This is a genomic window from Erwinia sp., from assembly GCF_049696395.1.
Classification (GTDB): domain Bacteria; phylum Pseudomonadota; class Gammaproteobacteria; order Enterobacterales; family Enterobacteriaceae; genus Erwinia.
The window spans coordinates 1-14,392 of the sequence record NZ_JBAVTT010000078.1; the positions used below are offsets into that span (position 1 = coordinate 1).

The window sequence follows — 14,392 nt, forward strand, 5'->3', positions numbered from 1 at the left end:
GGGCAGGGGTGTTAAACCTCGGGGATAAAGATCTGAACCGCGACAGTTACAGCTATAACGAAGAGGGCCGTCGTTACTTTGCTGCGGTGGATTACACCTTCTGATCGCTGAAGTGAGAGAGAAAAAAGCCGGGCAATGCCCGGCTGAGTTTTTTATGCCAGCAGATACTGAGCATGGAAACGCAGATGATCTTCAACGAAGCTGGCGATGAAGAAGTAGCTGTGATCGTATCCAGGCTGGATCCGCACGTTCAGTGGGAAGCCTTTTTCCCTGGCGATATCCCCAAGGCGCTCAGGATGCAGTTGATCGGCCAGGAACTGATCGCTGTCACCCTGATCGATCAGCATCGGCACTTTCGCCGTCGTCTGGCGCATCAGCCAGCAGCTGTCGTACTGACACCAGGCCTGAGTGTCATCCCCCAGATAGTGACTAAAGGCCTTTCGTCCCCACGGCACTTCAGCCGGGTTAACAATCGGCGCGAACGCAGAGGCCGAGGTAAACTTCTCCGGGTTACGTAGCGCCAGCATAATAGCGCCGTGACCGCCCATTGAATGTCCCATAATCGCCTGACGATCGCTGACGTGGAAGTTCCCGGCGATCAGTGCTGGTAACTCCTCGTTCAGGTAATCGTACATGCGGAAATGCTCGTTCCACGGAGCCTGGGTCGCATTGAGGTAGAATCCCGCGCCCTGACCCAGGTCGTAACCTTCGTCGTTCGGCACACCTTCACCACGAGGGCTGGTATCCGGCATCACCAGCACAATCCCTAACTCCGCAGCCAGTCGCTGAGCGCCTGACTTGGTGGAGAAGTTCTCGTCTGTACAGGTCAGTCCCGCCAGGAAAAACAACACCGGCGGCGGTGCATCGCGCTGCGGCCCAGGCAAGAAAATGCTGAAGGTCATCGCGCAGTTCAGCGAGGTGGACGGATGGCGATAACGCTGCTGCCAGCCGCCAAACATTCGGTGTTCTTCAAGTAGCTCCAGAGTGGATGGCATCAATCCTCCTGATTTATTTTTTGAAATGCACCACGGAACGGATCGACTTGCCTTCATGCATCAGGTCAAAGGCGTCGTTGATCTCTTCCAGCGGCATAGTGTGGGTAATAAAGTCGTTAAGCTGGAACTCGCCGTCCAGATAGCGCTGCACAATGCCTGGCAACTGTGAACGGCCTTTCACGCCACCGAACGCCGACCCGCGCCATACGCGGCCGGTAACCAGCTGGAACGGACGGGTAGAGATCTCTTCACCTGCACCGGCTACGCCGATGATGACCGACTCGCCCCAGCCCTTGTGGCAGCATTCCAGCGCGGAACGCATCACGTTAACGTTGCCGATGCACTCGAAGGAGAAGTCCACGCCGCCGTCCGTCATCTCAACGATCACGTCCTGAATCGGTTTGTCGAAGTCTTTCGGGTTGATCAGATCGGTTGCCCCAAGCTTTCTCGCCAGATCGTATTTGCTGGTATTGATATCAATACCGATGATGCGGCCAGCTTTTGCCATTTTTGCGCCGATAATCGCCGACAGACCGATGCCGCCCAGACCGAAGATCGCTACGGTGTCGCCTTCTTTCACTTTGGCGGTATTCATCACCGCGCCCATACCGGTGGTCACGCCACAGCCCAGCAGGCAGACTTCTTCCAGCGGCGCTTCTTTGCTGATCACCGCCAGTGAGATTTCCGGAATAACGGTGTATTCGGAGAAGGTAGAGGTGCCCATGTAATGGAAGATAGGCTTGCCGTCTTTGAAGAAGCGGGTGGTGCCGTCTGGCATCAGGCCTTTACCCTGAGTGGCGCGAATGGCCTGGCACAGGTTGGTTTTGCCCGAGAGACAGTATTTACACTTGCCACATTCTGGGGTGTACAGCGGGATAACGTGGTCGCCCACGGCCACGCTGGTCACGCCTTCGCCGATAGCTTCAACCACGCCGCCGCCTTCATGGCCCAGAATGGCCGGGAACACGCCTTCAGGATCTTTACCGGAAAGGGTGTAAGCATCGGTATGGCAAACGCCGGTAGCGACGATGCGCACCAGGACTTCACCTTTCTGCGGTGGCATCAGATCCACTTCTTCGATAGAAAGAGGTTCACCAGCAGCCCAGGCAACAGCCGCGCGAGTCTTAATCATTTGCATCTACTTTTTCCTCTGAGAGAGTGATCCGGCTACTTTACTTGCCATTCTGCACCCGGGCAGTGCTCGCCATCCTAACGTACTAAAATACGCTGCGGTGACTGCGCGCTGGCCGGGTCCAGACTGACTGCGACAGTAACGCTCGGGTAGTTAATAAAATCAAAAAACGATGTTGTTAGTATGGACGAATTTCATCAGGGGTGAATTTCTTCGCCTGCTGTGGCATCGTCAATTTGTTCAATAATCAGGTATTTCAGCGCTTCCACATTTGGGGTGAAGGCGTCCCGCCGCCAGACCAGCCAGGTGGCGGCATCGCGCACGTCTTCTGGCAGCACATGGCGTTTGATGCGGTCTTTGGCTGGCATCTGTTCCAGCACCGATTCGGGCAGTAAAGCCAGGCCCGCGCCGCTGGCGACGCAGGCGAGCATGGCGTGATAGGACTGAATTTCCATAAAGGTGCCGGGCTGCACGTTCGCGCTGCGGAACCAGTTTTCAAAGCGCAGGCGATACGAGCAGCTGGGCCGGAACGCAAACAGCGTATCGCCGGTGGCATCTACCGGCTCAACAATGTCTGCGTGCTCCAGGCTGGAGATCAACACCATCTGCTCATGGAAGGCGATGCAGCTGTTGAGCTCATCAACGTGAATGGGCCCATCGGCCAGCGCCGCCGCTAAGGTTCCTTCACGCACGCGCTCGATAATTTCACCGGAGGTTCCGGTAATCAAAGAGAGCGCGACAGAAGGGAAGCGTTGATGGTAGGCCGCCAACAATGAGGGCAGGCGGGTGGCAGCGGTGCTCTCCATCGATCCTAGCGCAAAATTACCCCCAGGTTCGCCGCTATGGGTCATACTCAGCGCTTCCTCACTGAGGGCCAGAATGCGCTGCGCGTAGCCCAAAAAGTTGTGGCCCATCGGCGAGAGGCGAATACGCTGCTTCTCGCGGATAAAGAGGTCGGTGCCCAGCTCCTGTTCAAGCTGGCGCAGGCGGGTGGTAAGGTTGGACGGCACGCGGTGTAGCACTTCCGCGGCGCGCGCCAGCGAACCCGTTTCGGCCACCGAACAGAACATTTTAAGCTGGGTCAGATCCACTACTTCTCTCCCCGTGAGCAACTTGGTTATTATTATTCACTTTCCGTGAGTTTAACCATCAGGCAGGATACTGGCAACACTTTCCCGGCACTGAGGCCGGATTACACTGAAATAAGGGAATCATTATGGCTTTTCGCGTAGCGTTCAGCGCGTTTCTGTCGCTGGTGGTGGCAATGGGGATTGGCCGATTTGCTTTCACCCCGCAGGTGCCGTTGATGATTGCTGAACATCAGCTGTCACTGACCAGCGCTGGCGTGGTCGCGGCCTTTAACTATCTTGGCTATCTCTGCGGTTCGTGGAATGCCATGCGGGCCACTCAGCAGGTGGAGCTACGCCTGAAGCTGGGCATCTGGGGCGCAGTGGTCCTGACGCTGCTTTCAGCCTGCGTCACCGGCCCCTGGCTGCACGGGCTCATCCGTTTCTTTATCGGCTGGGCCAGCGGATGGGCGATGGTGCTGATTGCCGCCTGGAGCAACGAACAGCTGCATAAGCTGGGTCGACCTGGACTGAGTGCGGCAGTCTTTGCCGGACCGGGTACCGGGATTTTCCTCAGTGGCATTCTGGCGGTGGTCCTGCATTCACATCAGGTCAACGCGGCCTGGGCCTGGTGCGCTTATGGGGTGATGGCTCTGCTGCTGGTGCTTTTAGTTGCCCGCAACCTGCCGCGCCGTGGTGAGCTTCATCGCCCGGAGACGGCGCCTGACCCTCTGGTGCTCACCACAGGCCTGAAAAAGCTGGTGTGGAGCTATAGCCTCGCCGGGTTTGGTTACATTCTCCCCGCGACCTTCCTGTCGCAGATGGCTGTGTCGCGTTTTCCCGGCAGCCCGGTTTCTCAGTATGTCTGGCCGCTATTTGGCGGTGCAGCGGTGATCGGCATCGTGCTGGGGATTTTGACCCGTCAGTATGGCAACGCGAATACCCGGCTGGCTATCGCGCTTTGGGCGCAGGCCATCGGCGTTTTCTGCGCCGACATTATTCCGGGTATCACCGGACTGGCGCTGGGCGCGGCACTGATTGGCGGTGGCTTCCTGTGTGTGGTGCAGCTGTCGATGCAGTATGCTCGTGAGCTGGCCCCGCGCCACACACGCTACATGGCTGGGTTGCTGACGACGGGTTATGCTGTTGGGCAACTTGTCGGGCCGCTGCTTTCCGCCCTGTCAACGACCTTAACCCATCAGCTTGAGCCCGCCTTGTACGTTGCCGGGGCAGGATTGGTGGTAGCTGGGGCCTTAGTGTGGCGGCGAGATCCCGCCGCGGAATAAGAAAGTTTCAAGGGTGTTTAAGTTGATTCACTGGATTAACGGCGCATTGTGTACCAAAATACCGCCTCTGAATTTATGCCGGCCCCGTTTGGGGCCGGAGTTTCACCTGCTGGAGAAGAATCACCATGGCTGCGTTAAGTCAGGAAGCCGCACTCGTTCATGAGGCGTTATTAGCCCGTGGACTGGAAACCCCGTTACGCTCACCTGCGCGTGAAATGGATGACGAAACCCGTAAAAGCCTGATTGCCGGTCATATGACCGAAATTATGCAACTGCTGAATCTCGATCTGCAAGACGACAGCCTGGCCGAAACACCGCACCGCATCGCCAAAATGTACGTGGACGAAGTGTTTTCCGGCCTGGATTACGCCAACTTCCCGAAAATCACCGTCATCCAGAACAAGATGAAGGTTGATGAGATGGTGACCGTGCGTGATATCACCCTGACCAGCACCTGTGAACACCACTTCGTGATTATCGATGGTAAGGCAACCGTGGCCTATATCCCGAAAGACACGGTGATTGGCCTGTCGAAGATTAACCGTATCGTACAGTTCTTCTCGTCTCGTCCGCAGGTTCAGGAGCGTCTGACCCAGCAAATCCTGGTGGCACTGCAAACGCTGCTGGGCACCACGAATGTCGCCGTGTCTATCGATGCCGTGCATTACTGCGTGAAAGCGCGAGGCATCCGTGACGCGACCAGCGCGACCACCACCACCTCACTGGGCGGATTGTTCAAATCCAGCCAGAACACCCGCCAGGAATTCTTGCGTGCGGTGCGTCATAGCTAAGCCTTAAACAGAGATCCCTCCATGCCACGTATTCATACTCTGGATTTTGTCCGTGGCCTGGCCATTCTGGGGATCCTGTTACTCAATATTGTCGCGTTTGGGCTGCCTTCGGCGGCCTATCTCAACCCTGCCTGGCAGGGAAGCACGCCGCCGCTCAGTGACGTGCTGACCTGGGCCGCGACCGATCTGTTTGCTCAGGTTAAATTCCTTACGCTGTTTGCGCTGTTATTCGGTGCCAGCCTGCAGCTGTTGCTGCCGCGAGGGAAGCGCTGGCTTCAGTCACGTCTGCTCTGGCTGATGGCGATCGGGCTTTTACACAATCTGCTGCTGTGGGATGGCGATATCCTGCTGGATTACGGCCTGATTGGGCTGGCTGTCTGGCGGATGATCCGCGATGTTCCTTCTTCCCGGCAGCTGCTGAGTACTGGCGTCATGCTGTATATCGTCGGCAGCTGCGTGTTGCTGATCCTCGGGCTGGGCACCGGGCCTGAACCTAACAGCTCATGGTTACCTGGCATTGCCAATGTCCAGTACGAAACGTTCTGGCATCTGCAGGGCGGATGGCAGGGGATTCAGGGCAGGATGGACCGCTTTACCGGCAGCCTGATGGCGCTGGCGGCGCAATATGGCTGGCAGCTGGCTGGGCTGATGATGGTGGGTGGGGCGCTGATGAGTAACGGCTGGTTGAAAGGTGAGCGTAGCCTGGCTCAGTACCGTCGTAGCGCGCTGATCCTGATTTCTCTTTCCTGGTTGATTCAAATTCCCAGTCTGTATCTGCAATGGCACACCGGCTGGAGTTTCCGCTGGGCCGCTTTCTTCCTTCAGGTGCCGCGCGAACTGGGTGCGCCGTTACAGGCCATCGGTTATGCCGCCTTGTGTTACGGCTACTGGCCGACACTGCGCAACCTGAAAATCAGCCATGCCATCAGCTGCGTTGGCAGAATGGCCTTAACCAACTACCTGCTGCAAACGCTGATCTGCACCACGCTGTTTGATCGCCTGGGCTTATTCAACAAGCTGGACCGATTACAGTTGCTGGCGGTGGTGCCTGCGGTGTGGGCCGTCAATTTATTGCTGTCTGTGCTGTGGCTGCGTTACTTCCCTCAGGGCCCGGTTGAGTGGCTTTGGCGCAGGCTCACCGAACTTACCGGCGGTAAGCCGCTGAAGAACTCCCCCGTCGAAGGATGACATGCGTCACAAATGTTACTGATTTGTATGTAACCGTTTTCATTGCTGTGACGAGATTCACGTAGCCCCGCGTTGACCCCTGCCAGAATAGCCGCCAGAACACTGTGTCAGGAAGCGCTATGCAAATCTTAATCTCCACCGGTAATCCCCTATGATTACCATTCGTGATGTGGCCCGAGAGGCCGGCGTGTCGGTAGCTACGGTATCCCGCGTGCTGAACAACAGCGCCGCAGTGACCCCTGAAACCCGCGAAATCGTTCTGAACATCGTTGAAGCGCTGGGCTACCGGCCTAACGCCAATGCGCAGGCGCTGGCGACTCAGGTCAGCGACACCATTGGCGTGGTGGTGATGGACGTGTCCGATCCCTTCTTTGGTGCGTTGGTGAAAGCGGTGGATACCGTTGCCCAACGTATGCAAAAACATGTGCTTATCAACAATTCCTACCATCAGGCGGACAAAGAGCGTCATGCGATTGAAGTGCTCATCCGTCAGCGCTGTAACGCGCTGGTGGTGCACGCCAAGGCGCTGGGCGATGCAGAGCTCAGCTCGTTGATGGATCAGGTTCCCGGCATGGTGCTGATTAACCGCACGGTGCCAGGTTATGCTCACCGTTGCGTCTGCCTGGACAACATCAGCGGGGCGTTGATGGCCACGAGAATGCTGCAACAGCAGGGCCACCAACGCATTGGGTATCTGGGGTCCAGCCATCCGATTGAGGATGTGGGCGAACGGCGTCAGGGCTGGCAGCAGGCGCTGGCGGAGCAGGGCGTGACGCCAGCCGAGAGTTGGATAGCCAACGGAGAGCCGGATATGCAGGGCGGAGAAGCCGCCATGGTTGAGCTGTTAGGGCGTAATTTGCACCTGACGGCAGTGTTTGCCTACAACGACAGTATGGCTGCCGGTGCGCTTGCTGCATTGAAAGATAACGGCATTGCGGTGCCACAGCATTTGTCGGTCATTGGCTTCGATGATATCCCTATTTCCCGTTACACCGACCCTCAACTGACCACAGTTCGCTATCCTATTGTTTCTATGGCAAAACTTGCTACTGAGCTGGCCTTGAAGGGCGCGGCGGGTGAACTGGATGAAACAGCACAGCATTGCTTTATGCCGACGCTGGTACGCCGCCACTCGGTCGCCAGCCGGCAAAATGTGGCCCCGATCACTAACTCGAGCGATTCTGCGGTGTAACCGTTTTCAATTTGTGAGTAAATTCACAGTTAATTAACATCGGCTTCTCTATGATGACAGTAACTTACAAAGGGTGAAACATTATGTAACGTTGCCTGAGCCAGTTATAGCGGCAATCTCACCCCTTGTGAAACAGTTCATTACACAGCAATTCAGGAAGCGTTACCGTACAGGGAAGTCGGGTTTGGTTTTAACAAATAATCGGCTTTGCGTAACGTTAACCCTACATTATGCCTCGCCGGAAAAAAATAAACGCCCGGTCCTCCCCTTACAGGAGCGAACCGGGCGTTAAGTAAGACCCTACATAAAACCGGAGATACCATGAATAAGAAGGCTTTCACGCTCACTGCCCTGGTTGCCAGCATGATGTTTGGAGCAACAGCTCACGCCGCCGACACCCGTATCGGCGTGACCATCTACAAATACGATGACAACTTCATGTCTGTGGTGCGTAAAGACATTGAGAAAGAAGCGAAAAACAGCCCAGATGTTCAGCTGTTGATGAATGACTCGCAGAACAGCCAGTCGACCCAGAACGACCAGATCGACGTTCTGGTAGCGAAAGGTGTGAAAGCGCTGGCAATCAACCTGGTTGACCCGGCAGCGGCAGCTGTAGTAATCAGCAAAGCCAAGTCTAACGACATCCCAATTGTGTTCTTCAACAAAGAGCCAACCGCTAAAGCGCTGGCCAGCTACGACAAAGCTTATTACGTCGGGACTGACTCTAAAGAGTCTGGCGTTAAGCAGGGCGAGCTGATTGAGAAACACTGGAAATCCACCCCAGGTTGGGATCTGAACAAAGATGGCGTGATCCAGTTCGTGCTGCTGAAAGGCGAGCCAGGCCACCCGGATGCGGAAGCCCGTACCAAATACGTGATTGATACCCTGAACAAAGACGGCCTGAAAACTCAGCAGCTGCATCTGGATACCGCTATGTGGGATACCGCCCAGGCGAAAGACAAGATGGACGCGTGGTTATCTGGCCCGAACGGCAACAAAATTGAAGTGGTTATCGCTAACAACGATGCGATGGCAATGGGTGCTGTAGAAGCACTGAAAGCCCACAACAAATCTTCTGTGCCGGTCTTCGGTGTGGATGCCCTGCCAGAAGCGCTGGCGATGGTAAAATCTGGCGCAATGGCCGGTACCGTGCTGAACGATGCGGAAAACCAGGCAAAAGCCACCTTCGATATGGCGAAAAACCTGGCGGCTGGCAAACCCGCTACCGAAGGCACCAACTACAAGCTTGAGGGCAAAGTGGTTCGCGTAGCTTACGTGCCGGTTGATAAAGAAAACCTGTCTCAGTTCGTTAAATAATAAAGCGTTACCTGTACCGGGCGCAGCGTGCTGCGCCCACTCCCAGGCTTGCTATCGGGCTCGCCTGATTTCACGCCACTTTCAGCCAGGTAGAATTATGGGCAGTGATAAAGTGCAAACACAGCGCGAATATCTGCTGGAGATGACGGATGTCAGTAAGTCATTTCCTGGGGTTAAAGCACTGGACAATGTGAATTTAAAAATTCGCCCTCACTCTGTTCACGCCCTGATGGGTGAGAACGGCGCAGGGAAGTCCACGTTATTAAAATGCTTATTTGGCATTTACAGTAAAGATACGGGGAGCATCCTTTTCCAGGGTCAGGAAATTGATTATAAAAGTTCCAAAGAGGCGCTGGAAAACGGCGTGTCGATGGTTCACCAGGAATTAAACCTGGTTTTACAGCGCACGGTGATGGACAACATGTGGCTGGGACGTTACCCGCGTAAAGGGTTCTTTGTCGATCACGATAAAATGTACCGTGATACCAAAGCCATTTTTGATGAGCTGGATATTGATATCGATCCGCGGGACAAGGTGATTAACCTTTCCGTCTCGCAGATGCAGATGATCGAGATAGCTAAAGCGTTCTCCTATGATGCCAAGATCGTGATCATGGACGAGCCAACGTCTTCATTAACGGAAAAAGAAGTGAATCACCTGTTCACTATTATCCGTAAATTAAAAGATCGTGGCTGCGGCATAGTGTATATCTCGCACAAGATGGAAGAAATTTTCCAGCTGTGTGATGAAATTACTATCCTGCGTGATGGACAGTGGATCACCACCCAGCCGCTGGAAGGGCTGGACATGGATAAGATCATCTCGATGATGGTAGGGCGTTCGCTGAACCAGCGATTCCCGGATAAATCCAACGTGCCTGGTGAGACTATCCTTGAGGTACGTAACCTGACTTCTCTGCGACAGCCGTCGATTCGGGATATCTCGTTCGACCTGCGCAAAGGTGAGATTTTGGGCATAGCGGGGCTGGTAGGCGCGAAGCGTACCGACATCGTGGAAACCCTGTTCGGCATCCGTGAGAAGTCTGGCGGCACCATCAAGCTGCACGGCAAGAAGATCAATAACCACAGCGCTAACGAAGCGATCAACCACGGCTTTGCCCTGGTGACCGAAGAGCGTCGCGCAACGGGTATTTACGCCTTCCTGGACATCGGCTTTAACTCGCTGATCTCCAATATCCGTAAATATAAAAACAGCATTGGCCTGCTGGATAACAGCCGGATGAAAAGTGATACCCAATGGGTCATTGACTCGATGCGAGTGAAAACGCCTGGGCATCATACTTCGATTGGGTCACTGTCTGGTGGTAATCAGCAGAAAGTGATTATCGGTCGCTGGTTGTTAACACAGCCGGAAATACTCATGCTGGATGAACCTACGCGCGGCATTGACGTTGGCGCCAAGTTCGAAATCTATCAGTTAATTTCAGAGCTGGCGAAGAAGGATAAAGGCATCATTATTATCTCTTCTGAAATGCCAGAGCTCTTAGGCATTACCGACCGGATTCTGGTAATGAGTAACGGCATGGTTGCGGGCATAGTAGAAACAAAAACGACAACGCAAAACGAAATCTTACGTTTAGCATCGTTGCACCTTTAATAGGGTAAGGGCTGTTACCATGAAAGCAGTGAATAAAAAAAGTGCACTCACCTGGTTAAAAGAAGGTGGGATCTACGTTGTGTTGCTGGTTCTTCTGGCAATCATTATTTTCCAGGACCCAACTTTCTTAAGTTTGATGAACCTGAGTAACATTTTAACCCAGTCTTCCGTGCGTATTATTATTGCACTGGGCGTGGCCGGGTTGATTGTGACACAGGGTACTGACCTGTCAGCTGGTCGTCAGGTTGGTTTGGCCGCAGTAGTGGCTGCCACGCTGTTACAGGCGATGGACAATGCCAATAAAGTCTTCCCGCACATGGACACGGTGCCAATTCCATTGGTGATTGTGGCTGTCTGCGTGATTGGCGGCGTGATTGGTCTGGTAAACGGCCTGATCATTGCTTACCTGAAGGTGACGCCATTTATCACCACCCTGGGTACGATGATCATCGTTTACGGTATCAACTCACTGTATTACGACTACGTTGGCGCCTCACCGATTGCTGGCTTTGACGAGAAGTTCTCGACCTTTGCGCAGGGCTTCCTCCGCTTCGGCGATTTCAAACTGTCTTACATCACTTTCTATGCAGCGATTGCGGTGTTCTTCGTTTGGGTGCTGTGGAACAAAACCCGCTTTGGTAAAAACATCTTTGCCATCGGCGGTAACCCGGAAGCGGCTCGCGTATCAGGCGTTAACGTTAACTTCAACCTGATCCTGATTTATGCGCTGTCTGGTGTGTTCTACGCCTTCGGCGGAATGCTGGAAGCGGGCCGTATCGGCTCTGCCACCAACAACCTTGGCTTTATGTACGAGTTGGATGCGATTGCCGCTTGTGTGGTGGGTGGCGTGTCGTTTGCTGGCGGCGTGGGTACGGTGGCTGGCGTGGTAACGGGTGTGCTGATCTTTACCGTTATCAACTACGGTCTGACCTACATCGGCGTTAACCCTTACTGGCAGTACATCATCAAGGGCGGCATCATCATCTTCGCCGTAGCCCTGGATTCACTGAAATACGCCCGTAAGAAGTAATGACTTCTTCAATACGCTCGTAAAAAGTCATCACTGCAAACGCAGTAAAAAGGCCAGGCAGCTCGCGCTTCCTGGCCTTTTTTATCGCCTGCTATTTTACTCAGGCTTCATCTACCCAGACTCGCATTTCACCTTCACCCCGGTTTGCCCACGTGAAGTAGGGCACAAAGGTCAGTGTTTGGCTGCTGCTGGCCGCAGGTGCGGTGTTGTAGCTATACAGCGGCTGGTTCTTGGCGTCCGCAGACTCTTTCCGTTGACCTTCAACCTGCAGCAGCGTCTTGCCGCTCAATACGCCTTTTCCTGCCAGCGTACGGAAGGTTGCCTCTGGCGGAAGTTGCAGATTATGCAGCTCAGAACCGTTATCAGCCTGCTCCAGACAGTAAACCAGCGGGCCACGCTGTACGGCCACTTTACCAACCACATGCCGCAGCAGGCTGTTGCCTTTAACCCTTGTTACAGGCATTGGCAACGTCAACTCAATGCGGTCACCTTTATGCCACTGACGATCCAGACGGAGATAGCCCTGCTGTTGCAGAGAGGCGATATCTACCGGCAAGCCATTGATCGTGGCCTGCGGTGCTGCGCACCAGTCCGGCAGACGCAGACCAAGAGTGGCTTCCAGCGGGCCGTCGCACTGAATATCAATCAGCACGGTATCCTGCCAGGGATAACCGCCGCTCTGTTTCACCTGCAAGGTTTTGCCGGCAACGGTGGTTTCCACATCGCTACCGACATAAAGATTAAGGTCCAGGCCATCCGCACGTTTGGTGTAGATGTAATGCCCGAGCGAAGCCAGCAGACGTGAGATATTTGGCGGGCAACATGCACAGCCGAACCAGCGCTGACGCACAGGTTTCACGTGATCATAAATGTGGTTGAACTTGATGCTTTTTGGATGCACTTCCAGCGGATTAACGTAGAAGAAGTGTTTGCCATCCAGCGCCATGCCAGCCAGCACGGTGTTATACAGCGCGCGCTCCATCACATCGGCATAACGGCTGTCTGCTTCCATCTGCAGCATGCGGTTGGCAAACATCATCAGCCCAATGGAGGCGCAGGTTTCGGTGTAAGCCGTGTCGTTCGGCAGATCGTAATCACAGCTGAAGGCTTCGCCACTGCTCTGCGACCCGATAGCGCCGGTAACGTACATCTGCCGCTGGGTCATGTTCTGCCAAAGTCGCTGACAGACTTCCCGTTTTTCCTGATCCTGGCTGAGCCGCGCCAGATGGGCGACACCGGCATACAGATAAACAAAGCGCACGGCGTGGCCGATAGCGGTTTGCTGAAGAGCGACCGGTAGATGCGCCTGGCTGTAGGCTTTATCCTTCACCATCCATGCCGGGCCGTGGGTATTCCAGTAAGAGGTTTCGCCACGTTTCTGATACTCGATATCGTAGAAATGCGGCTCCGTTCCACGAGCGTCCACAAACCAGGCCGTCAGATCGAGATAGCGTTGATTGCCGGTTTCTTCATACAGACGCATCAACGCCAGTTCTATTTCCGGATGGCCGGGATAACCCTGAATCTGATCTTCGCCAGGGCCAAACACCGTAGCAATGTGGTCTGCCAGCTTGCAGACAATCTCCAGCAGGCGGGTTTTTCCGGTAGCCTGAGCATAGGCAACACCTGCTTCAATCAGATGCCCGGCACAATAGAGCTCATGGCATTCGGCCAGGTTGGTCCAGCGGTCTTGCGGGGCCTTAACCGTGAAATAGGTGTTGAGGTAACCGTCTGGCTGCTGCACTTCGCCCACCAGTTCAATCACTTCATCAGCCGTTTTTTCGAGGTCGGCATCCGGCGTTTTAGCCAACAGATAAGCTACCGCTTCCAGCCATTTCGCCACGTCACTGTCCTGGAAAACCATGCCGTAGAACTCGCCGTCCTGATGCCCAGCTGCCAGGCGGAAATTCGCGATGGCGTGGCTGGGTTCGGCTTCTGCCACCTGGTCATTCAGCGCCTGCCATTGATAGGGCACCACCACTTCTTTGACCAGACGTTGATACTCCAGCCAGAAACCATCCGTTATGGCGATTTGCTGTAAAGGGATCTCAAGATTTTCCTGGGGTGAATAAGGCATACAGCCTCCTCAATGTTGGATAATTTAAGTCAAATTTTACTGGCGAGTTCGCGGGACATTCTGGCCAGTAAAGGTGTGTTCAGTTTGCAGAAGTACAGACAGCCAGCCAGCAGCAGGTGCAGTGCCGCAGGCAGCAGCGTTTCAAACAGCGTGATGCCGGTTAAAGAAGCCGGAGTCTGATGCTGTTGCCCGGCCTGATAAGCGACGATGACAAAGACGATGCTGATGATGCCAGCGCTGGAAGCCCAGGCGAGCTTGATGAAAAACAGGTTAAAGGCGAAGTTGATGCCTGAAGAGCGGATGCCGTTCTTCCAGTGACCATAATCATCGGCAAACGCCATCAGGGAAAAATGCAGCGGTAGGGTGAAGCCAAGGATCACGCAATGCACAAAAATCAGCCCCAGCCACAACGTCTGGAAGTGTTCGCCGGTGGGGATAAACCACAGCAACACCGAGAAGGCGGCCAGTACCAGGTTAGTGATCAGATACAGGCGAACACTATCTACCCTTTTATTCAACTGGTTCACCATCACCGCGCCAAGGATTGAGGCAAAGGTCACCATGCCGAAGAACAGAGAGGCATAGCCAGCGCCGCCTTTCAGCACGTAGGTGATGAAGTACATATAGCCGCCGCCACGCAGGTTAAAGACGTTGATCAGCAAAAAAGACATCAACAGCATCAGCAGCAGCTGGTCGTTT

General features: G+C 54.6%; 12 protein-coding genes and 1 pseudogene. 8 read left to right on the top strand and 5 right to left on the bottom strand.

The genetic code is table 11. The features are described from left to right. A pseudogene (locus WCC56_RS10250) lies at positions 1-104 on the top strand (colicin I receptor); the annotation flags it as partial. Positions 105-152: 48 nt separating this feature from the next. Here the strand turns inward: WCC56_RS10250 and fghA are convergent. From fghA to ptrR, 3 genes are all read right to left on the bottom strand, one after another. Next, on the bottom strand, positions 153-995 hold the full coding sequence (gene fghA, locus WCC56_RS10255) for an S-formylglutathione hydrolase (RefSeq protein ID WP_424692268.1): 843 nt from the start codon (positions 993-995) through the stop codon (positions 153-155). A gap of 13 nt (positions 996-1,008) precedes the next feature. Continuing rightward, on the bottom strand, positions 1,009-2,133 hold the full coding sequence (locus tag WCC56_RS10260) for an S-(hydroxymethyl)glutathione dehydrogenase/class III alcohol dehydrogenase (protein ID WP_424692269.1): 1,125 nt from the start codon (positions 2,131-2,133) through the stop codon (positions 1,009-1,011). A gap of 191 nt (positions 2,134-2,324) precedes the next feature. After that, positions 2,325-3,218: a putrescine utilization regulator PtrR gene (gene ptrR, locus WCC56_RS10265; protein ID WP_424692270.1), complete on the bottom strand. Its 894-nt coding sequence runs from the start codon at positions 3,216-3,218 to the stop codon at positions 2,325-2,327. Positions 3,219-3,343: 125 nt separating this feature from the next. Here ptrR and WCC56_RS10270 point away from each other — a divergent pair, with 125 nt between their 5' ends. The 7 genes from WCC56_RS10270 (at position 3,344) to mglC (ending at position 11,616) form a co-directional block, all read left to right on the top strand. Beyond that, positions 3,344-4,480, top strand: coding sequence for a YbfB/YjiJ family MFS transporter (locus WCC56_RS10270; RefSeq protein WP_424692271.1), 1,137 nt, complete (start codon positions 3,344-3,346; stop codon positions 4,478-4,480). Positions 4,481-4,605: 125 nt separating this feature from the next. After that, positions 4,606-5,271, top strand: coding sequence for a GTP cyclohydrolase I FolE (gene folE, locus WCC56_RS10275; protein ID WP_424692272.1), 666 nt, complete (start codon positions 4,606-4,608; stop codon positions 5,269-5,271). A 21-nt stretch (positions 5,272-5,292) separates the two neighbouring features. Beyond that, positions 5,293-6,459 (top strand): DUF418 domain-containing protein YeiB, encoded by a 1,167-nt coding sequence (yeiB, locus tag WCC56_RS10280; RefSeq protein ID WP_424692273.1) that lies wholly within the window; start codon positions 5,293-5,295, stop codon positions 6,457-6,459. A 151-nt stretch (positions 6,460-6,610) separates the two neighbouring features. Next, positions 6,611-7,651 (top strand): HTH-type transcriptional regulator GalS, encoded by a 1,041-nt coding sequence (gene galS, locus WCC56_RS10285; protein WP_424692274.1) that lies wholly within the window; start codon positions 6,611-6,613, stop codon positions 7,649-7,651. A gap of 321 nt (positions 7,652-7,972) precedes the next feature. After that, a complete protein-coding gene (gene mglB / locus WCC56_RS10290) occupies positions 7,973-8,968 on the top strand; it encodes a galactose/glucose ABC transporter substrate-binding protein MglB (RefSeq protein ID WP_424692275.1) in 996 nt (331 codons plus the stop codon). Between the two features lie 97 nt (positions 8,969-9,065). Then, positions 9,066-10,586: a galactose/methyl galactoside ABC transporter ATP-binding protein MglA gene (mglA, locus tag WCC56_RS10295; RefSeq protein WP_424692276.1), complete on the top strand. Its 1,521-nt coding sequence runs from the start codon at positions 9,066-9,068 to the stop codon at positions 10,584-10,586. 19 nt (positions 10,587-10,605) lie between these two features. Next, positions 10,606-11,616, top strand: coding sequence for a galactose/methyl galactoside ABC transporter permease MglC (mglC, locus tag WCC56_RS10300; protein ID WP_424692277.1), 1,011 nt, complete (start codon positions 10,606-10,608; stop codon positions 11,614-11,616). 100 nt (positions 11,617-11,716) lie between these two features. On the opposite strand, the gene WCC56_RS10305 is transcribed toward mglC, so the two are convergent. Further along, entirely contained in the window at positions 11,717-13,693 is a 1,977-nt protein-coding gene (locus WCC56_RS10305; RefSeq protein ID WP_424692278.1) for a glycoside hydrolase family 127 protein, read from the bottom strand. Between the two features lie 29 nt (positions 13,694-13,722). Then, positions 13,723-14,392 (bottom strand): MFS transporter (locus WCC56_RS10310; protein WP_424692279.1); only part of this gene is annotated, 670 nt, incomplete at its 5' end.

Coding starts and splice junctions, on each gene's coding strand:
- fghA (WP_424692268.1), bottom strand. CDS start 995: ATGCCATCCACTCTGGAGCTACTTGAAGAACACCGAATGTTTGGCGGC.
- WCC56_RS10260 (WP_424692269.1), bottom strand. CDS start 2,133: ATGCAAATGATTAAGACTCGCGCGGCTGTTGCCTGGGCTGCTGGTGAA.
- WCC56_RS10270 (WP_424692271.1), top strand. CDS start 3,344: ATGGCTTTTCGCGTAGCGTTCAGCGCGTTTCTGTCGCTGGTGGTGGCA.
- folE (WP_424692272.1), top strand. CDS start 4,606: ATGGCTGCGTTAAGTCAGGAAGCCGCACTCGTTCATGAGGCGTTATTA.
- yeiB (WP_424692273.1), top strand. CDS start 5,293: ATGCCACGTATTCATACTCTGGATTTTGTCCGTGGCCTGGCCATTCTG.
- galS (WP_424692274.1), top strand. CDS start 6,611: ATGATTACCATTCGTGATGTGGCCCGAGAGGCCGGCGTGTCGGTAGCT.
- mglB (WP_424692275.1), top strand. CDS start 7,973: ATGAATAAGAAGGCTTTCACGCTCACTGCCCTGGTTGCCAGCATGATG.
- mglA (WP_424692276.1), top strand. CDS start 9,066: ATGGGCAGTGATAAAGTGCAAACACAGCGCGAATATCTGCTGGAGATG.
- mglC (WP_424692277.1), top strand. CDS start 10,606: ATGAAAGCAGTGAATAAAAAAAGTGCACTCACCTGGTTAAAAGAAGGT.
- WCC56_RS10305 (WP_424692278.1), bottom strand. CDS start 13,693: ATGCCTTATTCACCCCAGGAAAATCTTGAGATCCCTTTACAGCAAATC.